22 protein-coding genes are annotated in these 22,919 nt (G+C 68.7%); 10 read left to right on the top strand and 12 right to left on the bottom strand.

Features of this window, described 5'->3' with window-relative positions; all coding sequences use genetic code 11:
* Positions 1 to 5: 5 nt before the first annotated feature.
* The 7 genes from IM777_RS09595 (at position 6) to lnt (ending at position 8,198) form a co-directional block, all read left to right on the top strand.
* Positions 6 to 956: an FKBP-type peptidyl-prolyl cis-trans isomerase gene (locus IM777_RS09595; RefSeq protein ID WP_194383165.1), complete on the top strand. Its 951-nt coding sequence runs from the start codon at positions 6 to 8 to the stop codon at positions 954 to 956.
* A gap of 37 nt (positions 957 to 993) precedes the next feature.
* The gene (locus IM777_RS09590) at positions 994 to 1,986 is read left to right on the top strand and encodes a helix-turn-helix transcriptional regulator (RefSeq protein WP_194383164.1); all 993 of its coding nucleotides are present in this window, start codon (positions 994 to 996) and stop codon (positions 1,984 to 1,986) included.
* Complete coding sequence (locus IM777_RS09585) at positions 1,983 to 2,954, top strand: helix-turn-helix transcriptional regulator (protein WP_194383163.1); 972 nt, start codon at positions 1,983 to 1,985, stop codon at positions 2,952 to 2,954. The genes IM777_RS09590 and IM777_RS09585 overlap by 4 nt, the downstream gene beginning before the upstream one ends.
* 80 nt (positions 2,955 to 3,034) lie before the next feature.
* On the top strand, positions 3,035 to 3,283 hold the full coding sequence (tatA, locus tag IM777_RS09580; RefSeq protein WP_194383162.1) for a twin-arginine translocase TatA/TatE family subunit: 249 nt from the start codon (positions 3,035 to 3,037) through the stop codon (positions 3,281 to 3,283).
* Positions 3,284 to 3,343: 60 nt separating this feature from the next.
* Entirely contained in the window at positions 3,344 to 4,105 is a 762-nt protein-coding gene (tatC, locus tag IM777_RS09575; protein WP_194385501.1) for a twin-arginine translocase subunit TatC, read from the top strand.
* Complete coding sequence (locus tag IM777_RS09570) at positions 4,102 to 6,552, top strand: DEAD/DEAH box helicase (RefSeq protein WP_194383161.1); 2,451 nt, start codon at positions 4,102 to 4,104, stop codon at positions 6,550 to 6,552. The genes tatC and IM777_RS09570 overlap by 4 nt, the downstream gene beginning before the upstream one ends.
* A 62-nt stretch (positions 6,553 to 6,614) precedes the next feature.
* The gene (gene lnt, locus IM777_RS09565; protein WP_194383160.1) at positions 6,615 to 8,198 is read left to right on the top strand and encodes an apolipoprotein N-acyltransferase; all 1,584 of its coding nucleotides are present in this window, start codon (positions 6,615 to 6,617) and stop codon (positions 8,196 to 8,198) included.
* 7 nt (positions 8,199 to 8,205) lie between these two features.
* On the opposite strand, the gene IM777_RS09560 is transcribed toward lnt, so the two are convergent.
* The 4 genes from IM777_RS09560 to IM777_RS09545 all read right to left on the bottom strand — a co-directional run bounded on the left by IM777_RS09560 (position 8,206) and on the right by IM777_RS09545 (position 11,057).
* Complete coding sequence (locus IM777_RS09560) at positions 8,206 to 8,583, bottom strand: RNA polymerase-binding protein RbpA (RefSeq protein ID WP_071043536.1); 378 nt, start codon at positions 8,581 to 8,583, stop codon at positions 8,206 to 8,208.
* Between the two features lie 104 nt (positions 8,584 to 8,687).
* Positions 8,688 to 9,488 carry a glycerophosphodiester phosphodiesterase family protein gene (locus IM777_RS09555; RefSeq protein ID WP_194383159.1) on the bottom strand — a complete coding sequence of 267 codons (801 nt, stop codon included), beginning with the start codon at positions 9,486 to 9,488 and terminating at the stop codon, positions 8,688 to 8,690.
* A 5-nt stretch (positions 9,489 to 9,493) separates the two neighbouring features.
* Positions 9,494 to 10,570: an SPFH domain-containing protein gene (locus tag IM777_RS09550; protein ID WP_071043534.1), complete on the bottom strand. Its 1,077-nt coding sequence runs from the start codon at positions 10,568 to 10,570 to the stop codon at positions 9,494 to 9,496.
* Positions 10,563 to 11,057 carry an NfeD family protein gene (locus IM777_RS09545; protein ID WP_071043533.1) on the bottom strand — a complete coding sequence of 165 codons (495 nt, stop codon included), beginning with the start codon at positions 11,055 to 11,057 and terminating at the stop codon, positions 10,563 to 10,565. Before IM777_RS09545 ends, IM777_RS09550 begins: the two co-directional genes overlap by 8 nt.
* A 152-nt stretch (positions 11,058 to 11,209) precedes the next feature.
* On the opposite strand from IM777_RS09545, the gene IM777_RS09540 reads away from it, so the two are divergent.
* Both IM777_RS09540 and IM777_RS09535 read left to right on the top strand, forming a co-directional pair.
* The gene (locus IM777_RS09540) at positions 11,210 to 11,974 is read left to right on the top strand and encodes an SDR family oxidoreductase (protein ID WP_071043744.1); all 765 of its coding nucleotides are present in this window, start codon (positions 11,210 to 11,212) and stop codon (positions 11,972 to 11,974) included.
* A 1-nt stretch (position 11,975) separates the two neighbouring features.
* Positions 11,976 to 13,943: a S9 family peptidase gene (locus IM777_RS09535; protein WP_194383158.1), complete on the top strand. Its 1,968-nt coding sequence runs from the start codon at positions 11,976 to 11,978 to the stop codon at positions 13,941 to 13,943.
* 161 nt (positions 13,944 to 14,104) lie between these two features.
* On the opposite strand, the gene IM777_RS09530 is transcribed toward IM777_RS09535, so the two are convergent.
* A complete protein-coding gene (locus IM777_RS09530) occupies positions 14,105 to 14,662 on the bottom strand; it encodes an HdeD family acid-resistance protein (RefSeq protein WP_194383157.1) in 558 nt (185 codons plus the stop codon).
* A 74-nt stretch (positions 14,663 to 14,736) separates the two neighbouring features.
* Positions 14,737 to 15,657, bottom strand: a complete 921-nt coding sequence (locus IM777_RS09525; RefSeq protein WP_194383156.1) for an AEC family transporter — start codon at positions 15,655 to 15,657, stop codon at positions 14,737 to 14,739.
* A gap of 159 nt (positions 15,658 to 15,816) precedes the next feature.
* On the opposite strand from IM777_RS09525, the gene IM777_RS09520 reads away from it, so the two are divergent.
* On the top strand, positions 15,817 to 16,386 hold the full coding sequence (locus IM777_RS09520) for a dihydrofolate reductase family protein (protein WP_194383155.1): 570 nt from the start codon (positions 15,817 to 15,819) through the stop codon (positions 16,384 to 16,386).
* A gap of 5 nt (positions 16,387 to 16,391) precedes the next feature.
* On the opposite strand, the gene sfnG is transcribed toward IM777_RS09520, so the two are convergent.
* From sfnG to IM777_RS09490, 6 genes are all read right to left on the bottom strand, one after another.
* Positions 16,392 to 17,525, bottom strand: coding sequence for a dimethylsulfone monooxygenase SfnG (gene sfnG / locus IM777_RS09515; protein WP_194383154.1), 1,134 nt, complete (start codon positions 17,523 to 17,525; stop codon positions 16,392 to 16,394).
* A gap of 91 nt (positions 17,526 to 17,616) precedes the next feature.
* The gene (locus IM777_RS09510) at positions 17,617 to 17,877 is read right to left on the bottom strand and encodes a DUF6458 family protein (RefSeq protein ID WP_071043527.1); all 261 of its coding nucleotides are present in this window, start codon (positions 17,875 to 17,877) and stop codon (positions 17,617 to 17,619) included.
* Positions 17,878 to 17,980: 103 nt separating this feature from the next.
* A complete protein-coding gene (locus IM777_RS09505) occupies positions 17,981 to 18,769 on the bottom strand; it encodes an SGNH/GDSL hydrolase family protein (protein ID WP_194383153.1) in 789 nt (262 codons plus the stop codon).
* Positions 18,759 to 20,117, bottom strand: a complete 1,359-nt coding sequence (locus IM777_RS09500; protein WP_071043526.1) for an MFS transporter — start codon at positions 20,115 to 20,117, stop codon at positions 18,759 to 18,761. The genes IM777_RS09505 and IM777_RS09500 overlap by 11 nt, the downstream gene beginning before the upstream one ends.
* A gap of 19 nt (positions 20,118 to 20,136) precedes the next feature.
* Positions 20,137 to 21,192 carry an LLM class flavin-dependent oxidoreductase gene (locus IM777_RS09495; RefSeq protein WP_194383152.1) on the bottom strand — a complete coding sequence of 352 codons (1,056 nt, stop codon included), beginning with the start codon at positions 21,190 to 21,192 and terminating at the stop codon, positions 20,137 to 20,139.
* A 36-nt stretch (positions 21,193 to 21,228) separates the two neighbouring features.
* Entirely contained in the window at positions 21,229 to 22,899 is a 1,671-nt protein-coding gene (locus tag IM777_RS09490) for a DUF885 domain-containing protein (protein WP_194383151.1), read from the bottom strand.
* Positions 22,900 to 22,919: the final 20 nt, after the last annotated feature.

Genomic DNA, 22,919 nt, shown 5'->3' with positions numbered 1-22,919 from the left:
AACCGGTGCGCAAGATCCCCGCTGCTCTCGCCCTCATCGGAATGACCTCTGTCGGCCTCGTCGGCTGCACCGTCGAAGCCGCCGCGCCCACCTGCGTGGAGAGCGACACCGACCTGGCCTCGCTCGCGACCGTCTCCGGTGACATCGACGCCGAGCCGCGGGTGGAGGTCTACTCCCCGTTCCACGTCGACGAGGTGGCGGTCGAGCGCCTGTCGGAGGGCGAAGGACCCGAGCTGTCCACGGACTCGCAGCTGCTGGTCATGGACTACTCGTTCTACGCCGGCGACAGCGGGGAGCCGTTCGCCGCGACCGCCTACGACGGTGATCTGACGAACGTGTTCTCGATGGAGAACATCGCCGCCGCGCTTCCCGGCCTCTCCGAGGCGCTGCAGTGCGCTCAGGCGGGGTCTCGCATCGTCATCGGCCTCCCGGCCGACGAGATCAACCCCGACTACGCCGCCCAGGCCGGCCTCGCCGAAGACGAGTCGCTTCTCGCCGTCGTCGACGTCCGCAAGGTCTATCTGCCGCAGGCCGAGGGCGACCTTCGCTACAACTCGAGCCTCGGGATGCCCACGGTCGTGCGCGCCCCCGACGGCCGGCCGGGCGTCATCATCCCCGATGCCGCGGCTCCCGACGAGCTCGTCGTGCAGACCCTCATCGAGGGCGACGGCGAGGTCGTCGAGGCCGGCGACACCGTGCGGGTGCACTACACCGGACTGACGTGGGCGGACCGCGAGGTGTTCGACACGACGTGGGAGACGACACCCGCGGCGCTCTCGCTCGACGAGGTCGTGCCCGGGTTCTCCGCGGCGCTCGAGGGCCAGACCGTCGGCTCCCAGGTGCTCGCCGTCATCCCGCCGGATCAGGGTTACGGCGACCAGGCGAGCGGAGCGATCCCCGCCGGCTCCACGCTCGTCTTCGTCATCGACATCCTCGGCGTCGACGAGGCGTCCTGAGCCTCGTCTTCCCTCGGGCCTGCCTAGACTTGGCGTCGTGGCCACCGCATCCGTGAAGACCCCGCCCGAAGAGCGGCTGGTCAACCTCGTGGTGGCTCTCACCGCGACGGATCAGGGGCTGACGAAGGACACGATCCTGGCCAACGTCACGGGGTACCGCGAGCAGCGCGAAGCGGGAGCTTCCAAGGACGCTCTCGAGAAGATGTTCGAGCGCGACAAGGAGAATCTCCGAGCCCTCGGCGTCCCGATCGAGACGATCGGCGACTGGGCCGACCCCGATGATCTGCGCGAAGCTCGCTACCGCGTGCCCGCGGCGGAGTACACCCTCCCGGACGACCTGGAGTTCTCGCCGGCCGAGCTCGCGCTCCTCACCCTCGCCGGGAGCGTCTGGAGCGAGAGCTCGATGTCCGTGGAGGCTCGGGCCGGGCTCCGCAAGATCCGCGCGCTCGGCATCCCCATGGATGCGCCGATCCAGGGCTTCGCCCCTCGGCTGAGCACCAACGACCCGGCGTTCGTGCCGTTGCAGCAGGCGATCGAGCACGCCCGCGTCGTGACGTTCCCGTATCTGAAGCCCGGCGACGCCGCCCCGCGCACGCGGCGGGTGCGCCCCCTCGCCCTGGTCGAGTACGAGGGACGCTGGCACGTGCTCGCGCACGACCTGGGTGTCGACGAGGAGCGCACCTTCCTGCTGTCCCGCATCGTCGGTGCCGTCACCGCCACGCGCGAGCACTTCGACGCAGCGCTCCGTCGGGGAGCGGGGGAGCGGGCGCTGTCCGGCCTGCAGGAGGTCGCAGCGCGCAACGTGGCGCTGCTCGAGGTGGAACCGGGGACAGAAGCCGCTCTGCGACTCGCACGGCGCGCCCAGCCGGCCGAGCAGGGGGTGCGCGTGCCCTTCGTCGACGTGCACATCTTCGCCGACGAGCTCGCCTCCTACGGCCCGGAAGTTCGGGTGGTCGAACCCGCCGCGCTGCGGGACGCCGTCCTCACGCGCCTGCGCTCGACGCTCGCCCGTCACGGCGGTGCCGCGTGAACCCCGTGCGCAAGCCGCTCGTCGCCACCGACCGCGCGGCGCTCATGCTGCAGCTGGTGCCGTATCTGATCGGGAAGGGCGAGGTGTCGGTCGCAGAGGCGGCCGAGGAGTTCGACGTCACCCCCGACCAGATGCGGGAGATGGTGGAGAAGCTCACCGTCATCGGCCTGCCGGGTGACGGCGGCTTCTGGCAGATGGCCAACGATCTGTTCGACATCGACTGGGATCTGCTCGATCGGGACGACCGCATCGTCATCACGCACTCGGTCGCGCTCGAGCGCACGCCGCGCCTCACCACGCGTGAGGCGGCTGCGCTCCTCGCCGGTCTTCAGCTCACCCGCGGGATTCCCGGGGTCGGGGACAGCGAGCTGTTCTCGGGACTCCTCGCCAAGCTCGCCCGCGGCGCCTCCGGCACCCCGGCCGACCTCATCGTCGCGCCCGCTCCCGTCGACGCGGTGCGTGATCGCGTCGCCGAGGCGCTGCGCGTCGGGCGCGCCGTCGCCTTCACCTACAAGGCTCCCGATGCTCCGGCGACCACCCGCACGGTCGACCCCGTGAAGGTGAGCATCGCCGACGGCCAGTGGTACCTGCAGGGATGGTGCCATCTGCGCGAGGCGATGCGCACCTTCCACCTGGACCGCGTCAGTGATATCCGGCTGACGGATCTGACGGTCTCGCACGCCGCCGATCCCGTGCCCGACTGGTTCGCGGACGGTTCGGATGAGCTCGTGGTGCGCATCCGGTTCCCCGCAGCGTCGGCGGCGCTCCTGGGTGACTACCTGCGACGGGCGGACACCGAGACGGAGAGGGGCATGACGGTGGCCACGATGCGCGTCGCCGACGAGAACAGCCTGCGCCGTCTGACCGCCAAGCTGGGTGGCGATGTCGAGATCCTGGAGCCCGAGGGCGCCCGCCGCGCGGCAGCGGATTGGGCCGAGAGCGCTCTGCGACTGTACGGCCCGAGCTGAGACCCGCCGCACCCATCACCGTTCCCGCCCGCGATAGCGCGGTTAGACTGAGAACAGGTCAACGATCTGGAGTCTTCCTCATGGCTAACGCATTCAGCCCATGGCACCTGCTGCTGATCCTCGCGGTCATCCTGCTGCTGTTCGGTGCCGCCAAGCTGCCCGCCCTCGCCAAGAGCGTCGGCCAGTCCGCCCGGGTGTTCCGGGGCGAGATGAAGGCGATGAAGGACGAGGACGCGCCTCGAGGCGGTGACCGCGCCGACACCCCGTCGGCGACCTCGGATGCGCCGTCCACGCCGACCTCGGGCGGGGCATCCGACCCGAAACCCTGATCGGTGGCGACCGACACACCCGCGTCGAAGGCGGCGAAGCCCCGACGCGGTGAGAGGCGGATGTCGCTCGGCCAGCATCTCGTCGAGCTGCGCAAGCGCCTGATGATCGCGGCGATCGCGTTGGTCGTCGGCATGGTGGTGGCCTTCTTCATCACGGATTTCGTCATCTGGCTCATCACGGAGCCCATCCGGTACATCGCCGTCGAGCGGGGGGACGAGATCGACGTCGCCGTCATGTTCAGCACGGTGACGTCGGCGTTCGATCTGCGCATCCGGATGGCCTTCGCCATCGGCCTGGTGCTGTCGGCACCGGTCTGGCTCTGGCAGATCTGGGCGTTCGTGATGCCGGGTCTGACCCGCACGGAGATCCGGTACACGATCTGGTTCGTCGCGGCGGCGATCCCGCTGTTCTTCGCGGGATGCTGGACCGGTCTGCTGGTGATGCCCCACATCGTGGAGATCATGGCGACCTTCGTGCCGGAGGGCGGCTCGTCGTTCTACGACGCGAAGTACTACTACGACTTCGTCATGAAGCTGATCATCGTCGTCGGGGTCTCCTTCGTCCTCCCGGTGTTCCTGGTCGCCCTCAACATCGCCGGCGTGATCAGCGGGCGCGACATCCTCAAGGGCTGGCGGGTGGCCGTGCTCGTCGCGACGATCTTCGCGGCGGTCGCGACGCCAGGCGCCGACGTGGTGTCGATGATCCTGCTCGCCGGCATCCTGGTCGTACTGTTCTTCGCCGCCGCCGCGGTGTCGCTGGTGTTCGATCGGCGTCGACGGAAGCGCGAAGAGGCGTTCCTCGCGGACGGGTCGTCGTCGTGACCTCTCTCTCGCCCGCCGAGCGGTTCGCCCGCGCGAACGAGCACCGCGAGCATCCCCGTACGAGCGAGTTCGCCGAACGGCAGCGCTTCGACCTCGACCCCTTCCAGCTCGCGGGATGCCACGCTCTCGAGTCGGGCCGCAGCGTGCTCGTGGCCGCGCCCACGGGGGCCGGGAAGACCATCGTGGGGGAGTTCGGCATCCACCTGGCGATGTCCGCCCCGGGCGACAAGGCGTTCTACACGACGCCGATGAAGGCGCTGTCGAATCAGAAGTTCCGCGAACTCGTCGACGTGTACGGGCCGGACGAGGTGGGACTGCTCACCGGCGACACGAACATCAATGCGAGCGCCCGTATCGTGGTGATGACCACCGAGGTCCTGCGCAACATGCTCTACGCGGACTCGCCCGCGCTCCAGGGGCTGCGCTTCGTCGTGATGGACGAGGTCCACTACCTCGCCGATCGTTTCCGCGGCGCCGTGTGGGAGGAGGTCATCATCCATCTCCCGCCGGCCGTGCGACTGATCGCCCTGTCGGCGACGGTGTCGAACGCGGAGGAGTTCGGCGACTGGCTGGATGCGGTGCGCGGGGACACGGAGATCATCGTGTCCGAGACCCGACCGGTCCCTCTCGAGCAGCATGTCCTCGTACGCGGAGACCTTCTGCCGCTGTTCGACGACCGCGCCGGCGTCGCAACGGCCCAGGTGAACCAGGAGCTGCTGCGCATCCGTTCGGCTCGCGGCAGCGGCTACGAGAGCGGGCGGCACGGGGGTGGCGGCCGCCGACCGCACCGGGGCGGCAGGCGGCCCCAGCGAGCCGGGCATCCGCAGCGGATCGAGCGACTGGATCGGCCGGATGTCGTTGAGCTTCTCCGACGCTCGAATCTGCTCCCCGCGATCTTCTTCATCTTCAGCCGGGCCGGGTGCGATCAGGCCGTCATCCAGGTGCGGCGCTCCGGCGTGCGTCTGACCTCGCCCGAGGAGCGCAGCCTCATCCGGGAGATCGTCGAGGACCGCACCCGCAACCTCGTCGAAGAAGACCTCGGCGTGCTCGGCTACTGGGAGTGGAAGGACAACCTGGAGCGCGGCGTCGCGGCGCACCACGCGGGCCTCCTCCCGGCCTTCAAGGAGATCGTCGAGGAGCTGTTCCAGCGCAAACTCGTCAAGGCGGTCTTCGCCACCGAGACGCTCGCGCTCGGCATCAACATGCCCGCCCGGACGGTCGTGCTCGAGAAACTCGAGAAGTTCAACGGCGAGGCGCGGGTGGCCATCACCTCCGGCGAGTACACGCAGCTGACCGGGCGTGCGGGACGCCGGGGCATCGACGTCGAAGGACACGCGGTGGTGCAGTGGACCGAGGGCGTGGACCCGCAGGCGGTGGCCGCGCTCGCGTCGCGCCGCACCTACCCGCTGAACTCCAGCTTCCGGCCCACGTACAACATGGCGGTGAACCTGATCGACCGGTTCGGTCGCGGGCAGGCGCGCGAGATCCTCGAGTCCTCGTTCGCGCAATTCCAGGCCGACCGGGCCGTGGTCGGCATCGCGCGCCAGGTCAAGGATGCCGAGGAGTCGCTCGCGGGATACGCCGATGCCATGGCATGCGACCGCGGCGACTTCGTCGAGTACGCCGCGATCCGCCGCGAGCTGAGCGACATCGAGAAGATCAATCGCAAGGACGTCACCGCGGGAAAGTCGACCCGCGATGCCCGGCAGCGCGAGATCCAGTCGCTGCGCAATCGCATGAGGCGTCATCCGAGTCATGAGTGCCCCGATCGCGAGCATCACGCGCGCTGGGCCGAGCGGTACCACAAGCTCGATCGCACCGTGCGGAAGCTTCGCGGGCAGATCGACTCCCGCACCGGCACGGTGGCGCGGATCTTCGATCGCGTCGTCGAGGTGCTCGATGAGGTCGGCTACGTCGAGATCGCCGCCGACGGGGCGACGACGCTCACCGACGACGGCCGCACGATGAAGCGCATCTACGGCGAACGCGACCTTCTCGTCGCGGAGAGCCTTCGGCTGCGGCTCTGGAGCGCGCTCGACGCTCCCTCGCTCGCGGCGATCGCGTGTGCGCTGGTCTACGAGCCGCGTCGCGACGACGGCGGCTACGGGGATCGGCGCCTGCCGCGCGGGGCATTCCGCATCGCCCTCGAGAAGACGACCGATCTGTGGCAGCGGCTCGACGACCTCGAGACCGAGCATCGCCTGCCCGGTTCCGAACCGCCCTCGCCGAACCTGTCCGCCGCGATGCACGGGTGGGCGCGCGGACTGCCTCTGGACACCGTGCTCGCCGAGGCCGACATGGCAGCCGGCGACTTCGTCCGCTGGACGAAGCAGACGATCGACCTGCTCGACCAGCTCTCGCTCGTCGCGCCACCGGAACTCGCCGGCACCGCACGGCGTGCTCTCGAGTCGGTGCGGCGGGGGATCGTCGCGTACAGCTCGGTGTGATCTCCCGGAGTGCCGATCCTTCTCGAAGCAGTCGTGCAGGGGCGCCGGATTAGGGTGGACGCGTGAGTCTCGCCCCGGCCATCCGGCCCGTCTTGCCGCTGTGGGCGGCCGTCGTGACCTCGCTGGTCGGGGGAGCGGTCCTTGATGCCGCCTACCCGGACATCGGTTGGTGGCCCCTGGCATTCGTGGGAGTGGCATTCGCGCTCGTCTCCCTCATCGGCCGCAGCGTGGGGGGAGCGCTCCTGGTCGGTCTCGCCTTCGGTGCGTCGTTCTACCTCATCCACATCGTCTGGATCACCCGCTATCTCGGGGTGATTCCCTGGTTCGCGCTGGCGGGTGTCGAGACGCTGTTCATCGCGCTCGGATCGGTTCTGCTGACGCTCTCGTACCGCTGGTTCCCGCGCATCTGGCCCTCACGGTGGGCCAACCTCGTCGGGCTGCCGGTGCTGGTGGGAGGAATCTGGACCCTGCGCGAGCAGATCATGGGTTCCTGGCCTTACACCGGCTTCCCCTGGGGGCGGCTCGGGATGAGCCAGTCGGAGAGTCCGCTCGCCCACATCGTCTCCTGGGTGGGCGTCAGCGGGCTGACCTTCCTCATGGTCGTGTTCACCGCCGCCGTCATCGAGTGGCTCCGAGCGGGTCGGCTCCGGGATGTGCGCTCGGCCGTGCCGGCGGCCGTCGCCGCGGTGCTTCTGGTCGCGGTGCCGGCGTTCCCGACGACGGATGTCGGCACGTGGCGGGTCGGTGCCGTGCAGGGCAACGGACCGTCTGCGTACTTCGATGAGCGGGAGCCGTATGAGGTGCTGAACGCCCAGATCGAGGCGTCCCAGCCGATCCTCGAGGACGACCTCGACGTGCTGGTGTGGCCAGAGGGCGGTATCGGATACGACCCGCTGCAGGATGCCGCGACGGCCGCCGCGCTCGACGGCTTGAGCGAGCGCGCCGACGCGCCGCTCATCGTGAACGCTGCGACGGAGCGGGGCGACGACGTGTTCAACACGTCGATCCTCTGGACGGCCGAGAACGGTGCGGAGCAGGTCCACGACAAGGCCAACCCGGTCCCGATGGGGGAGTATGTGCCCGATCGCTGGTTCTACGAGGCGATCGTGCCCGACCTCATCGGTCTGATCCAGCGGGAGTACACGCCCGGATCCAATCCGCCGTACTTCGATGTCGACGGGATCGGTGTCGGCCTCGCGATCTGCTTCGACGTGATCTACGACGACGTCATCTGGGAGGGCGCCCGCGACGGCGCGGAGATCTACGTGCTGCAGACGAACAACGCCGACTTCCGTGACACCGATGAGAACCTGCAGCAGCTCGCCTTCGCACGCATGCGCGCGGTCGAGACCGGACGTGCGGTGGTCAATCTGTCGACAGTGGGCACCAGCCAGATCATCGATCCCTCGGGCGTCACCCTGGAGTCGTTGCCGACGGATACCGCCGGCGCGATGGTGCTCGACGTGCCGCTGCGCACCGGTCTCACCGGCGCGGTCGTGGTCGGCCCGGCCGTTCAGGCCATCCTGGGGTGGGGGAGCCTCGCGGCGATCACCGCTCTCGGGGTGGTCGTGACGGTGCTCTCCCGTCGTTCGCCCGTGCGAACGACGACGGCACCGACTCCCGAGGGAGCCGGCGCCGGTCGATGAGTGGGATTCAGGCGCTGAGCTTGTCGGTGGAGGCGGCCGCACCGCGACGTTCGCGGATGTAGGTCAAGCGCTCCTCCAGGAGCTCTTCCAGCTCCGGGATCGTGCGACGCTCGAGCAGCATGTCCCAGTGGGTGCGGGCGGCCTTGTCGCCGCTGTGGTCCACCGTGGCTGTGCCCTCACCGATTCGCAGGAGAGCCTCGGCGCCGCAGGTGCGGCACTCCCAAGCCTCCGGGACCTCCGCGTCGGCGGCAAAGGTCATCACCGTGTCTCGCCCACAGGACGAACACGAGTAGGTGTGCTGCGCGCGGTCGTGGAAAACGACGCCCTCTTCGCTTTGTAGGCTCTGGGCGCCGAGTCGGATGCCGCGCAGACTGCGGTCTGCCATAGGGGGTGGTCCTCTCGTCGGTCACCAGGTATAACGCGACGACCTGTGGGAATCATCCGAACGGACGCCGCGACCACGCCATTCACAGTCGATGCACAGCGCCGTCAGCCGCCCGCGCGTGGCGGGGTCGACGACCGCGTCGCAATCATGTCGAGGGCGACGTCGGCGACGTCGGTGACGATGCCGTCGACACCCCAGTCCAAGAGCGTCGACATGCGCGCGGCATCGTTGACCGTCCACACATGGACCTCGACGCCGAGTGCGTGCGCGAGCTCGACGCTGCGCGGTGAGACGATGCGCATCGGACCGTGCCTCTCCGGCACCTGAAGCGCATCGACGCCCACCAGTGCTCTGCGCGCCATGGTGATCGAACGTAGGGAAGCGGCGGCGAGGAAGCGCGCCACCGTCCTCGACCCCGCCGATGTCGCGGGGCGGGCCGATCCGACGGTCGCGGCGCGCAGCGCCGTATGACGCCTGTCGTCGTCGAAGCTCGTCAGCAGCACGCGCTCCGCGTGCGCGGCGATGATGCGTCCCGCCGGAACGGCGGCAGCCGCTGCCTTCACATCGATGTTGAAGCGGAGACCCGGAAACGTCTCCAGTGCTTGGCGCAGGGTGACGAGGCCGCCCCGGGAGGACATCAGGTCGTCGAGCTCCTGCAGGGTGACGTGTGCGATCGGGCGGGGGTCGCCGGTGACGCGGCGCAGATCGACGTCGTGGAAGAGCACGACCTCGCCGTCGGAGGTGAGATGGCAGTCCGACTCGACGTAGGCAGCTCCGGCGGCGTGCGCGGACGTGACGGCGGCGAACGAGTTCTCAACGATCCCGTCCGCGGCGTCTGTCGCGGTGACCAGGCCACGATGGGCCAGAACGCGAGGGGGTGCGGAAGCGGTGAACCAGGGGTGCACGAGGTCTAGCGTGCCTCACCCGCTCCGCCGCCGGCGGCACCGGGTGTGGTCTTGCGCGCTTCCGTGGCGATGTCATCAGCGGCGGACGCCGCCTCGCGGGCGGCGGCGAGCGCCGCGTCGGCGGCGGCGCGGGTCGGCCCTGTCGGCTTCGGCTTCGAACCCGGCTCACGGCGAGGGGTGTCGTCGGAGCGACCGCCGAAGGCGGCGCCGATGCCCTTCAATGCCTCGGTCATCTCGCTCGGGATGACCCACAGCTTGCTCGATGCACTGTCGGCGATCTTGGGGAGGGTCTGCAAGTACTGGTAGGCGAGGAGCTTGTCGTCGGGTTCACCGGCGTGGATGGCGTCGAAGACCATCTCGATGGCCTCGGCCTCGCCCTGGGCTCGCAGCACGGCCGCCTGCTTGTCGCCCTCGGCGCGGAGGATCTCGGACTGCCGACGGCCCTCCGCCTCGAGGATCTGAGACTGCTTCGAGCCCTCGGCGGTCAGGATCGCCGCGCGACGGTCCCGCTCCGCGCGCATCTGCTTCTCCATCGAGTCCTGGATCGACACCGGCGGGTCGATGGCCTTCAGCTCGACTCGGGAGACGCGCAGCCCCCACTTGCCGGTCGCCTCGTCGAGGACGACCCGCAGCTGGCCGTTGATGTTGTCGCGGCTCGTCAGGGCCTCCTCGAGGTTCAGGCCTCCGACCACGTTGCGGAGCGTCGTCGTGGTGAGCTGCTCGACAGCGCTGAGGTAGTTCGCGATCTCGTACGTCGCGGCGCGCGCATCCGTGACCTGGAAGTAGACGACCGTGTCGATCGAGACGACGAGGTTGTCCTCGGTGATGACCGGTTGCGGCGGGAAGGAGACGACCTGCTCGCGCATGTCGACCAAGGGTCGGAGGCGGTCGATGAACGGCACCAGCAGATTCAGGCCGGGGCTCAGAGTGCGCTGGTAGCGGCCGAGCCGCTCGACGATGCCGGCGTACGCCTGCGGGATGATGCGGATGGAGCGGAAGATCACCACGACCACGAAGATCGCGACGACCAGCAGCAGGACGATGACGAAGATCTGTCCGATGAACGAGCCGATGTCAACCATGGTCAGCTTCTTTCTCGCGATGAACGTGGGTGGGCCGGACCTCGACCGTCGCGCCCCGCACCGCGTAGACGGTCACCCGGGTGCCGAGCTCGAGATCGGCGTCGAGGATGCCGGAGGCCGCTCGTGCGGTCCAGGTCTCCCCGTTGTCGAGTTTCACGCTTCCGTCACCCTCGACGAAGGCCGCGACCACACGGCCGTCGATGCCGTAGAGCGCATCGACGTTCGTCTTGACGTCGCCCGAGGAGCGTCGCAGCGCGCGCAGCAGCAAGGGTCTGATCGTGAACAGCAGGAGCGCGGAAATCGCCGCGGCCGCTCCCACCTGCAGCCACCAGGGTCCGCCGAGGAGATTGACGCCCAGCCCCCCGATCAGGGCGCCGGCAGCGAGCATGAGGAAGGTGAACTCCAGCGTCAGCAGCTCGACGATCACGAACAGCAGTGCGAGCACGAGCCAGACGATCCAGAGATACTGCGTCAGATCGGGCATCATCGACCCGCCTCCTTCCCCTTGCTCGAACTCTAGCAACGCACACCGGGGGCCGGGCCGTCGTCGCGCGCCCGGAATCGGATGAGACCCGTTGATAGGGTCATGAGCGGGTCGCGCGCACGCGCGCGCCCGTCACGACCTCAGGAGCGAAGTCCATGTCCCAGCCCCTCCCCGCCGGTTCCCTGACCGGAAAGACCGCCCTCGTCACCGGTTCCTCGCGGGGCATCGGCGCCGACACGGCGCGATACCTCGCGCAGGCCGGAGCGGATGTCGTGATCAACTTCCGCAACAAGGCCCCGCGGGCCGAGAAGCTCGCCACGGAACTGCGAGAGCTGGGCGTGCGGGTCCTCGTCGTCGGGGCGGACCTGACCGACCCCGACTCGGTCGCGGCGATGTTCGATGAGGTCGCACGCGCTTTCGGGTCCCTGGACATCCTCGTCCTGAACGCATCCGGGGGCATGGAGTCCGGCGTGGCGGAAGACTACGCCCTGACGCTCAACCGCGACGCCCAGGTGCGCACGCTGGAGACCGCGCTGCCACTCCTGCCGCAGGGCGCTCGCGTGGTGTTCGTGACGAGCCACCAGGCGCACTTCATCCGCACGACGGCGACGATGCCGGAATACGAGCCGGTCGCTCTCTCCAAGCGTGCCGGTGAGGATGCGCTGCGTGAGCGCATCCCGGCTCTCGCCGAGCGCGGCGTGGAGTTCGTCGTGGTCTCGGGCGACATGATCGAAGGGACCATCACCGCGACGCTCCTGGAACGCGCGAACCCCGGCGCGATCGCCACACGTCGCGAGTCGGCCGGGCGCCTGTACAACGTGTCGGAGTTCGCCGCGGAGGTCGCCCTCGCGGCGATCGAGCCGGTACCCGCCGACAACACCCGGCTGGTCGGGGACACCGGTTCGTTCGCGGGGGAGTGACGTGCGCGCCGCCGACATCGAATCCCTCATCGCGGTCGGCCGGCCCGACATCTCACGCGACGGCTCGTTCGCGGTCTACGCGACGTCGCGACCCGACATCAGGGCGAACCGCTACGTCGGACAGGTGTGGCGCGTCGACCTCCCCGACGGGCGTCCCCGCCGGCTGACACGCGGCATCGCCGACGCGGCACCGCTCATCAGTCCCGACGGCTCACGGGTCCTGTTCCGGCGCCCCGACGCGGGCGGCCGGGCGCAGCTGTTCGTCATGCGCGCCACAGGGGGAGAGGCGTTGCAGATCACGGATGAGCCTCTCGGGGTCGGTGAGCACGCGTGGACGCCCGATGGTGAGCGCGCGGTCTTCCTCGCCCGCGTGCCCGAGCCGGGCCGGTACGGCACCGTGGCCGGGCTCGAGCCTGCCGCCGAGGCGCCGCGTCGGGTCACCGGCATCCGCTGGCATGCCAACGGGGTCGGATACATCGCCGACCGACCGTCGCACGTCTTCGTGGTGCCGGTGGCCGACCCGGACGACGAGCCCGCCTATCCCGCGGCGCCCCGCGTGGGGGAGTCGGAGGAGACCCCCGCCGTTCCGGTCCCCTCGCGACGGGTGACGTTCGGTGACGAATCGCACAGCGCATTGGTGGTGCACGAGGGCCGCGTGTTCACCGTCGTCGACGCGATCGAGTCGGCGCGCCGGGATCTCCGTTCCCGCGTCGTCGCCGTCGGACTCGACGACGGCGACGTGTCTGAGGTCGTGGGGGTCGATGCGCGGTTGACGATTTCGGATCTCGCCGTGTGCGGCGACGGCACGCTCGCCCTCCTGGCGGCCGGGGTGGGAGAGCGGGGGGTCGACTTCGTCGCTCCGGCGACAGGGCTCTTCCTCGTCGGAGCAGACGGCATCCGGCGCGTGCACGACGCCGACCGGTTCGATCTGGGTGAAGCGGGCAGCCACCTGACCGTCGTCGGTGACGACCTTCTCGTGCAGAACCGCACCCGCGGGCGCGTGCACCTGCTCCGCGTCGCGCGGGACGGCACCACTTCCGCCGTGCTCGACGGCGATGTCGAGGTGGGCGGTCACGCCGCGTCGGGCACGAGGGTCGTCGCGGCAGCGGCGACCCCGGAAAGCCTCGGCGAACTCTTCCTGATCGACGGCGGCGAGGTCCGCTGCTTGACGCACCACGGCGATGCGGGCGCCATCGCCCCGGTGTCGATCGCCGAGCACGAGATCACCGGCCGCGACGGATATCCGGTCCACGGCTGGAGCGCGATCCCGGACGGGGAGGGTCCGCACCCGGTCATCCTTCAGATCCACGGCGGACCGTATGCCTCTTATGGAATACACCTCTTTGACGAGACACAGGTGCTCGTCGATGCCGGTTACGCGGTGGTCTATTGCAATCCCCGCGGCTCAGCGGGCTACGGGAGTGCGCACGGGCGAAGCATCCGGCAGGCGATGGGCACGGTCGACATGGCCGACGTTCTCGATTTCCTCGACGGGCTCCTGGCGGCGGACCCGCGATTGGACGGCGACCGCGTGGGCATCATGGGCGGGTCGTATGGCGGCTACCTGACGGCGTGGATCATCGCGCACGAGGAGCGTTTCGCCGCGGCGATCGTCGAACGCGGCTTCCTGGACCCCGTGTCGTTCCAAGGAACGAGCGACATCGGCACGTTCTTCGGGGATGAGTACGTCGGCACCGATCCCGAGGCGATCGCGGCGCAGAGTCCGATGGCGGTGGTCGATCGCGTCACGACGCCGACACTCGTCATCCACTCCGAGGCGGACTACCGGTGCCCCCTCGAACAGGCAACGCGCTACTATTCCGCGCTGAAGCGTCAGGGTGTCGAGACGGAGATGCTGATCTTCCCGGGGGAGGACCACGAACTCACGCGGGCGGGCCAGCCGCGTCATCGGGTCGAGCGATTCGACGCGGTACTCGACTGGTGGGCGCGCCATCTGCCGATCGACTGACCCGACGCGAGAAGGGGGCGCCACGCGACCATCGCGCGGTGCTCCCTTCTCGTCTCAGCCCGCGCGTTCGCCGAGAAACCACTTCCAGCGCGAAACACCACGCATTGCGACGTTTCTCGCGCCAAAGCGTGTTTCTCGCGTGGCGGCGACGGCTTCGCGGATCAGGCGTCGAGGGGGCTGAACGTGAACGCGCGGATGATCTGGACGATGCCGAGGATGACGAGCGAGATGCCCAGCACCCACCACAGCACGAGCGCGCCCCACAGCGGGCTGAAGAGCAGGACGATGCCGGCGACGATGCTGAGGATGGCGAAGAAGATCGTCCAGCCCTTCGAGCGGGAGTCGCTCAGCGTGGACAGGGAGACAACCCCTTCGATGATCCACATGACACCGACGAGGATGCCGAGGAAGATCGCGAGGAACTCCGTCGTCTGAGCGAGGTTGAAGAAGGCCACAACGCCGGCGATGACGAAGAGCATGCCGAGCACGATATGGCCGACGCGCGACCAGCCGCCCTTCGCCTTCGAGAAGATGCCGAGCCCGGCGTAGACCAGGCCCGCGGCGATCGCGTAGATGGCGATGATCGCGGTGACCACGGCCGCCGTGCGCCCCGGCCAGACAAGGATCAGGATGCCGACAATCACGGCGAGAACGCCGCCGATGCCGAGCGCGGTGCGGATGCCGTTGACGGCGGACTTCTCCGCTGATTCGAGAGACATGAGAGGCCTTTCTGAAAGTTCCCTGGGAATGGCTCGCCTCCACTGTACGCGGATCGTGCGCGCCGGGGGAGAGGTCAGCCCAACAGAAGCGAGGCCGCGAACAGGACGGGAACGCAGCCGATCGTGGTGAGGAAGACCGTGTCCCGGGAGATCGTCTCGCCGATGCCGAACCGCTGGGAATAGTTGAAGACGTTCTGAGCGGTGGGGAGCGCTGCCAGAACGACGACGATCAACACGTCGTGAGGCGACATGCCGAACAGCAGCTGTCCGCACAGCCAGGCCGTCAGCGGCATCACGAAGAGCTTCAGTGTTGTCGCCAGGACGACGTCGCGACGTCGCCCCGAGGCGCCGAGCACCCGTTGGCCGAACAGGGACATGCCATAGCTGATGAGGAGAACGGGCACGCAGGCGTCGGCGATCAGTCGCGCCGGCTCCATCGCCATCGCCGGCAGCTCGAGGCCGCTGACGGCGACCAGCGTGCCGAGGACGGATCCGATGACGAGGGGATTCGTGACGGTGCGCACCAGGATGCGACCGACCGAGCGCTGGTGCGCCGTGACGGATTCCATCATCGCCATCGCTATCGGTGTGAGCACGAGCAGCTGCATGAGGATCACCGGCGCGGGGTATGCGGCGCTGCCGAGAAGATACAGCGAGAGCGGGATGCCGATGTTGTTGGAGTTGACCTGCCCGGCGCTCAGCGCGCCGATCGTCGTCTCTCCGACGTTCCGTCGCCACAGCAGGCGTGCCACGATCGCATGGATGGCGATGGCGACCGCGGCGGCTATCGCGGAGACGGGAAGGAGGGCGGAGAAGAGCGTGCGCACGTCGGCCTCGGCCAGCACGACGAACAGCAGGAACGGCGAAAGCACGAAGAAGGTGAGTCGTGCGAGCACCGGACGGGCATGTTCGCCCAGCAGGTCCACCCGAGCGATGACGTACCCGACGGCGATGGCCAGACCCACGACGAGGAAGCCGGTGAGTGAGTCGAGCACCGGTCCAGACTATTGCGTGCCCCTGCCCCCATATCCCGAAGTACTCGCCGATAATGTACATTATGTCAACTCACGGATGACCAGCCGCCCCTCCTCCTGGCGGGCAGGCGCCGTCGGCGCCGGCGAGGCGATGTCCGGACCTCACCGTAGGGTGCCGGCATGACACGCTTCGTCTACACCACCGCCACCACCCTCGACGGGTACCTGGCCGACGATCAGCACTCCCTGGACTGGCTCTTCGCCGTGCCTTCGGAGGGGGCGATGCAAGGGTTCACCCGTTTCCTTCGCACGATCGGCGCCCAGGTGATGGGCTCCTCGACGTACGAGTGGGTGTGCGAGAACGAGAAGCTGCGCGAGCACCCCGAGCGATGGCGCGACGCCTACGGTGACCGCGCGACGTGGGTGTTCACGGCTCGCGACCGCGTCGGTGTCGACGGTGCAGATCTCCACTTCGTCGGCGGCTCCGTGGCCGACCACGTCCCCGCCATCAGAGCATCTGCCGATGGCGGGGACGTCTGGATCATCGGTGGCGGCGACGTCGCGGGACAGTTCGCCGACGCAGGACTGCTGGACGAGATCCGACTCTCCGTCGCACCGATCACCCTGGGTCGAGGCGCTCCCCTGCTCCCCCGGCGCCTCGAGTCCGACCGACTGACGCTCGTGGATGTCGACCGGGCCGGGCAGTTCGTCGAACTCGTCTACTCTGTCACCGGCGCACCTGCCACCTGACGACGCTAGCGAGAGACCGCGAGCGGATCGCCGGAGCGCAGCGCTTCTGCCTCGAGCTCCCGAACGATCGGGATGACCTTCTCGCCGAATTCCTCCAGCTCTTCCTGGAAGTGCAGGAATCCGAGGAGGAAGAGGTTCACGCCGCGCTTCTTGTACGCGATGATGCGCTCGGCGACCTGCTCGGGCGGCCCGAACAGCTGTGTTCGGAAGCCGTCGTTGTACTGCACCAGATCCTCGAGGCTCGAGTCCGCCCACATCCCTTTCCGGTCCGCCGTCGCCGCGCCCGCCTGCTGCACGGAGCGACGGAATCCCTCGACGGAGGCACCGTCCGCCTGAGCGATGATCTCCCGCAGCTGTTCGCGCGCCTCGGCTTCGGTGTCGCGGATGATCGTGAACGCGTTCAGACCGAACCTCACGGTGCGGCCGTGTTCGGCGGCGATCCTCGTGACGTCGTCGTACTGCTCGGTGAAGCCGTCGAAGTCCTTGCCGTTGGAGAAGTACCAGTCGGCGTGAGCCCCGCCGTTGAACCGTGCCGCCGTCGAGTTCCCGCCCTGGAAGATCTCCGGATGCCTGCGTCCCTCGACCGGATACGGGCCGGGACGCAGCGTGAAGTCGTTCACGCGGTAGAAGTCACCGTGGAAGTCGACGTTCTCCTCCGTCCAGAGTGCGCGCAGCACCTCGATGAACTCGGCGGAGCGGCGATAGCGCTCGTCGTGTTCCAGCCACGGGAGTCCGAGCTTCGTGTACTCGTCCTTGAACCAGCCGCTGACGACATTCACAGCTGCGCGGCCGTGGGAGAACTGGTCAGCGGTCAGGATGTACTTCGCGAGCACCGCCGGCTCCCACAGGCCCGGGTGCACGGCCGCGATGACCTTGAGACGCTCGGTCGCGAGCAGCAGCGCAAGACTGATCGAGGTCGACTCGTGCTGCTGAGCCGCGCCGTAGCTCGACAGGTAACGCACCTGGCTGAGGGCGTACTCGAACCCGACGCGCTCCGCCGTCTGGGCGAGTCGCACGTTGTACTCGTAGTCCCACGACGTGCGCTGCTCGATGTTCGAGACGACCAGTCCCCCGCTGACGTTGGGGACCCAGTACGCGAACCGAAGCGGCTCATGGAGGAGAGAAGGAGAATCGGTCATGACGACACGATCCGCCGACCCGGGGTGCGGGTCAATCGATGTGTCGGTGTGTGTCTTCGCGTGACGTCATGCGAGGACACACACCGAAACGTCAGATTCCGTCGACGTCATCCCGGGTGGTCGAGCGACGCGTGACGCGCTCTCCGCTCGCGGGGTCCGTCTCGGTGCGCGTGACCGTGTCACTGCGACGACGGCGCGCGACGAGCACGAGACCGATGAGGAACACGAGGAAGCCCGCCCCCATCAGGATGTAGCCGATGAGGTCGAGGTTCACCCACTCCACGTCCACGTTCACCGCGAACGCGAGGATGGCGCCGATCACGAAGAGGGCGATTCCGCCTCCGATACTCATAGCGAGGTCCTTTCCGCCGATGTGCGAGGGTCATCGACTTCTCAGCCACTGATCCTTCCGAACCGGCTGCATCTCGCGCGCGGGCTTGACAACGGGCGTCGGTCTACGGTTCTGCGGTCGCGGCCGGCACGATCGTGATGAATGACGGATGTTTCGCCGCCCGGCCGTCACCGGACGAGGTCCCCGTCAGACGCCGGCGAACCCACGGCCCCAGGTGGTCGCGGGTGTATCTGCCGGCTCCCAGCCTTGGCAGCTCGAGGGCCGGCAGCGACCACCACTCCCCCGGCGCCTCGACTCCCAGCGCATGCAGCACTCGCGCTGCGACCCGGTGATGCCCGCGGGCATTCATGTGAAGTCGATCCTGAGCCCAATAGCCCGGTGTCGAGAGCTCGCGATCCGGCCAGTTGAGCGCGCGCACCACGTCGTTCCGGCCTTCGACCCGCGCCACCACCTGGCGCGAGAGGGCATCGCCACGCGACTGAATGAGGCGCGACAGCGGAAGCTGCGCGGAAGGATTCGCGCCGGATAGGAGGATGAGCGTCACGCCCTCTTCGTCACACCGCTGAAGGACGCGGCTGAAAGCATCGACGACACGCGACAGCGGGATGCGCGGGCGCAGCATGTCGTTGCCGCCGCCGTTGAAGGACACGTGGGTCGGTCTCAGTGCGAGCGCGCGCTCCAGCTGCTCATCGACGATCGGCCAGATGAGCTTGCCGCGGATGGCGAGATTGGCGTACTCGATGGTCCGGCCCGTCCCGTCCGCCCATCCTCTCGCGACGAGATCGGCCCATCCGCGGACCGAACCGTCCGGAAGCTCGTCGCCCACACCCTCGGTGAACGAGTCGCCGATCGCGACGTACCTCACCGAGTCGCCCCGGGTGTCATCCCTCATCCAACGACACCCCGCGGCGATCCACGAGACCCCAGGTGCCCACCGCGGCGACGGCGAAGACGGCACCGAAGACCGTGAACAGCACCGGAGCGCCTCCGGTGCCGAGCAGAAGGGGTACCGACAGCGGGGCGACGATCGATGCGATCCGCCCGGCCCCCGCCGCCCAGCCGGCGCCCGTGGCCCGCAGCGACGTCGGATACATCTCGGGTGTCACCGCATAGAGCGCGCCCCACGCGCCGAGGTTGAAGAACGACAGCGCCATCCCGGTGAGGAGGATCATCGCCTCGGTCGACGCGGTGCCGAACAGCAGCGCGGCGACGGCGCTTCCGATGAGGAAGACCGACAGTGTCGCGCGCCGCCCCCAGACCTCGATGAGCCACGCCGCCACGGCGTATCCCGGAAGCTGGGCGAGGGTGATCCACAGCGTGTACTCGAAGGAGCGCACCAGGTCGAAACCCTGGGCGACCAGGAGCGTCGGGATCCAGATGAACGCGCCGTAGTAGGCGAAGTTCACGCAGAACCACACCAGCCACAGCGCGCTGGTGCGCACCCGAAGATCGGGCTGCCACAGGGCGCGCACAGAAGCCTTCGGCGGGGTGGTCGCCTGCGGTGCCGGTGAGACCGATGGCGCCGGCCGCCGGTGCGCCGGTGGGCGCGTCGAGGCCGCTTCGAACGTCGCGACGATCTCGTCGGCCTCCTGGTGACGACCGCGGCGCTCCAGCCAGCGCGCTGATTCCGGCAGTCCCCAACGCACGATGAGGGCGTAGGCGGCGGGGATCGCACCGAGAGCGAAGGCCCAGCGCCACCCGTCGTCGGAGAGCGGGATGACGAGGTACCCGATGAGGGCCGCAGCGGTCCAGCCGAGGGCCCAGAAGGCCTCGAGGATCACGATGACGCGGCCGCGGATGCGCGCGGGAGCGAACTCGCTCACATACGTCGAGGCCACGGGCAGCTCGGCGCCGAGCCCGAGCCCGACGAGGAAACGCAGGACGAGGAGGGCCGCGATTCCGCTGACGAGGGCGCTGGCCCCGGTCGCCAGCCCGTACACCAGCAGGGTCAGCGCGAAAACCTGGCGGCGGCCGATACGATCGGCCAGGAGCCCGCCGATGCTCGCACCGATCGCCATGCCGATGAATCCGATCGACGCGATCCACGCCGTCTCCCCCGGCGCGAGGTCCCACTGCTGGGCGAGCGCCGCGATGATGAACGAGATCAATCCGACGTCCATCGCGTCCAGAGCCCACCCGATGCCGGAGCCGGTGAGCACCTTCAGATGCGGGCGGCCGAACGGCAGACGATCGAGGCGGCGTCCGGCGTCGGAGGTCCGGGCCCGTGCGGCGTCGGTCATGCGCCCCATCGTACGACCGTCACGACGCGAGCAGTTCCCGCACGCGCGGTGCGACGCGGGTGCCATAGAGCTCGATGCTCTTCAAGAGCTTGTCGTGCGAGAGCGTTCCGGTGGAGAACTTCATGTCGAACCGATCCACCCCGAGCGTGCGCACGGTCTCGGCGATCTTGCGGGCGACCGTCTCGGGAGAGCCCGAGTAGGTCGATCCCTCCGGGCCGACGTCGCGCTGGAAGGCGAGTCTGCTGTAGGGCGGCCATCCGCGCTCTCGGCCGATGGTGTCGTGCATCGCCTGGAAGCCGGCGTAGGCCTCTTCCCACGCCTGCTCGTCGGTCTCGGCCACGTGGCCGGGCGAGTGCACGCCGATGGGGAGCTGCGGACGGCCCAGCTGATCGAGTGAGCGGCGGTAGAGATCGGCGAAGGGGCGGAACCTGCCGGCAGGACCGCCGATGATCGCGAGCATCAGTCCGTAACCGTGGCGCGCGGCGCGCACCACGGATTCGGGCGAGCCGCCGACGCCGACCCACGCGGTCAGACGTCCCGATTCGGTCTTCGGATGCACATCCGCCTCGACGAGCGGTGCGCGCGTGCTCCCCTGCCACGTGACGGGACGTTCGTCGCGCAGACGTGAGAAGAGCTCCAGCTTCTCCTCGAACAGCACCTCGTAGTCGCTCAGCTCATAGCCGAACAGCGGGAAGGACTCGATGAACGAGCCGCGCCCGAGGATCACCTCCGCTCGACCGCCCGACACGGCATCCAGGGTGGCGAACCGCTCGTAGACCCGCACCGGATCATCGGACGACAGCACGGTCACCGCGGTGCCGAGATGGATGTCGCGGGTGCGAGCCGCAGCGGCGGCGAGCACGATCTCCGGACTCGAGACGGCGAAATCGGGGCGATGGTGCTCCCCGACACCGAAGAACGACAGGCCCACCTCGTCGGCGAGGACGGCCTGGTCGACCACGTTGCGGATCGTCTGTGCAGCGGTCAAGGGACGATCGTCGGAATCGACGGTGATGTCTCCGAAGGTGTCGAGGCCGAGGTGGACGCCGGACAGATCGCTTGTATTCACATGCATGAGAACGCCGCAGGCGCCGGGCTATTCCCGCTCCGGTCAGACGAGGGCCGAACGGAGCGTGTCCAGGCCCACTCCCCCGACGTCGAGAGCACGCTTGTGGAAGTCCGTGATGGAGAACGCGCCCCCCTGCGCCGTCGCAAAGTCGTCGCGCAGGTTCTCCCAGATGCGCTGCCCGACCTTGTAGGACGGTGCCTGACCCGGCCATCCCAGATAGCGGTTCACCTCGAAACGCACGAACTCGGGCGGCATGTTGACGTTGCGCATCATGAAGTCGAGGGCGTAATCGGCGTCCCAGGTGCCGTTGCCGTCGGGTCGCGGCTTCTCCAGGTGCACGCCGATGTCGAGGACCACGCGGGCGGCCCGCATGCGCTGCCCGTCGAGCATTCCCAACCGGTCGGCAGGGTCATCGAGGTAGCCCAGCTGCTCCATGAGACGCTCCGCGTACAGCGCCCACCCTTCCGCGTGCCCCGAAGTGCCGGCGAGCAGCCGCCGCCACGAGTTGAGCGTCGCGCGGTTGAACACCGCCTGCGCGATCTGCAGATGATGACCCGGAACGCCCTCGTGGTACACCGTCGTGAGCTCGCGCCACGTGTCGAACGACTCGACGCCTTCCGGAACCGACCACCACATGCGGCCGGGCCGCGAGAAGTCGTCGGTCGGCCCGGTGTAGTAGATGCCGCCCTCTCTCGTCGGCGCGATCATGCACTGCAGGCGTCGGATGGGCTCAGGGATGTCGAAGTGCGTGCGGCCGAGCTCCTCGACGGCGCGATCGCTCGTCTCCTGCATCCAGCGCTGCAGGGCGTCGGTGCCGTGCAACTTCCGCGACTCGTCCTGTTCGAGGAAGGCGACGGCATCCTCGACGGAGCCACCGGGCAGGATCTCCTTCGCGATGGCCTCCTGCTCGGCGACCATGCGCGCGAGCTCTTCCAGACCCCACTCGTACGTCTCGTCGAGGTCGATCGTCGCGCCGAGGAAGCGTCGCGAGTGGAGCCCGTAGAGCTCGCGACCCACCGCGTCCTTCTCGCCGGCGACCGGCGCCAGCTCGTTCGAGAGGAAGGCGGCCAAGCGGTCGTAGGCGACGCGGGCCGCGTTGGCGTTGTCGGTCAGATCGCGTGCGAGGGATGCGGGAAGATGGCCGTCTCCGGGCGCGGCCTCCGCGACGAACGAGGCGAAGAACCCGTTGTCGGCGGTATACCGCGCGATCTGGCCGAGGACCTCGGCGACCTGGCGCCGGGCCGGTACCACGCCTTGCGACAGGCCCTCGCGGAGGGTCTGCGTATATCCCGCGACGGCTTCCGGCAGCGCCGACATCCGCGTGGAGACGGTCGACCAGTCCTCGATCGTCTCGGTAGGCATGAGGTCGAACACGGAACGGATGTCCTGTGCGGGCGAGGCGATCACGTTGAGGTCGCGGAGGGGCCACTGCGCATCGTGGAGCTCGAGTTCCAGCTCGAGCGTTCGCGAGAGATCCTCCTTGGTCACGGCGTCGACCGCGTCCGTCACCTCGGCAGCGGACAGATCGGCCAGGGCGCGACGAGCGGCGTCGGCGCCGGCTGCGACGCCCTCGGGCGAATAGTCCGCGAAGCGATGGTTGTGCTCGAAGCGGCCGATGTACGTCGCGACGATCGGATCGAGGTCCGCGACCGTGTCGACCCACGCCTCCGCGATCGTGTCGATCGGCGTGGGGGTGCGTTCAGGCGTTGTCATGCTCCGAGCCTAGAAGATCG

This window comes from Microbacterium luteum (assembly GCF_015277875.1).
Lineage (GTDB): Bacteria > Actinomycetota > Actinomycetes > Actinomycetales > Microbacteriaceae > Microbacterium > Microbacterium luteum.
This window is presented reverse-complemented; position numbering and strand designations above follow the sequence as displayed.

Excerpts from the sequence above, each read along its gene's own strand:
- IM777_RS09550 (WP_071043534.1), bottom strand. The coding sequence starts at position 10,570 with ATGGTTGACATCGGCTCGTTCATCGGACAGATCTTCGTCATCGTCCTG.
- IM777_RS09495 (WP_194383152.1), bottom strand. The coding sequence starts at position 21,192 with ATGCATGTGAATACAAGCGATCTGTCCGGCGTCCACCTCGGCCTCGAC.
- tatA (WP_194383162.1), top strand. The coding sequence starts at position 3,035 with ATGGCTAACGCATTCAGCCCATGGCACCTGCTGCTGATCCTCGCGGTC.
- IM777_RS09510 (WP_071043527.1), bottom strand. The coding sequence starts at position 17,877 with ATGAGTATCGGAGGCGGAATCGCCCTCTTCGTGATCGGCGCCATCCTC.
- IM777_RS09560 (WP_071043536.1), bottom strand. The coding sequence starts at position 8,583 with ATGGCAGACCGCAGTCTGCGCGGCATCCGACTCGGCGCCCAGAGCCTA.
- IM777_RS09490 (WP_194383151.1), bottom strand. The coding sequence starts at position 22,899 with ATGACAACGCCTGAACGCACCCCCACGCCGATCGACACGATCGCGGAG.
- IM777_RS09540 (WP_071043744.1), top strand. The coding sequence starts at position 11,210 with ATGTCCCAGCCCCTCCCCGCCGGTTCCCTGACCGGAAAGACCGCCCTC.
- tatC (WP_194385501.1), top strand. The coding sequence starts at position 3,344 with ATGTCGCTCGGCCAGCATCTCGTCGAGCTGCGCAAGCGCCTGATGATC.
- sfnG (WP_194383154.1), bottom strand. The coding sequence starts at position 17,525 with ATGACCGATTCTCCTTCTCTCCTCCATGAGCCGCTTCGGTTCGCGTAC.
- IM777_RS09500 (WP_071043526.1), bottom strand. The coding sequence starts at position 20,117 with ATGACCGACGCCGCACGGGCCCGGACCTCCGACGCCGGACGCCGCCTC.
- IM777_RS09520 (WP_194383155.1), top strand. The coding sequence starts at position 15,817 with ATGACACGCTTCGTCTACACCACCGCCACCACCCTCGACGGGTACCTG.
- IM777_RS09505 (WP_194383153.1), bottom strand. The coding sequence starts at position 18,769 with ATGAGGGATGACACCCGGGGCGACTCGGTGAGGTACGTCGCGATCGGC.
- IM777_RS09545 (WP_071043533.1), bottom strand. The coding sequence starts at position 11,057 with ATGATGCCCGATCTGACGCAGTATCTCTGGATCGTCTGGCTCGTGCTC.
- IM777_RS09530 (WP_194383157.1), bottom strand. The coding sequence starts at position 14,662 with ATGTCTCTCGAATCAGCGGAGAAGTCCGCCGTCAACGGCATCCGCACC.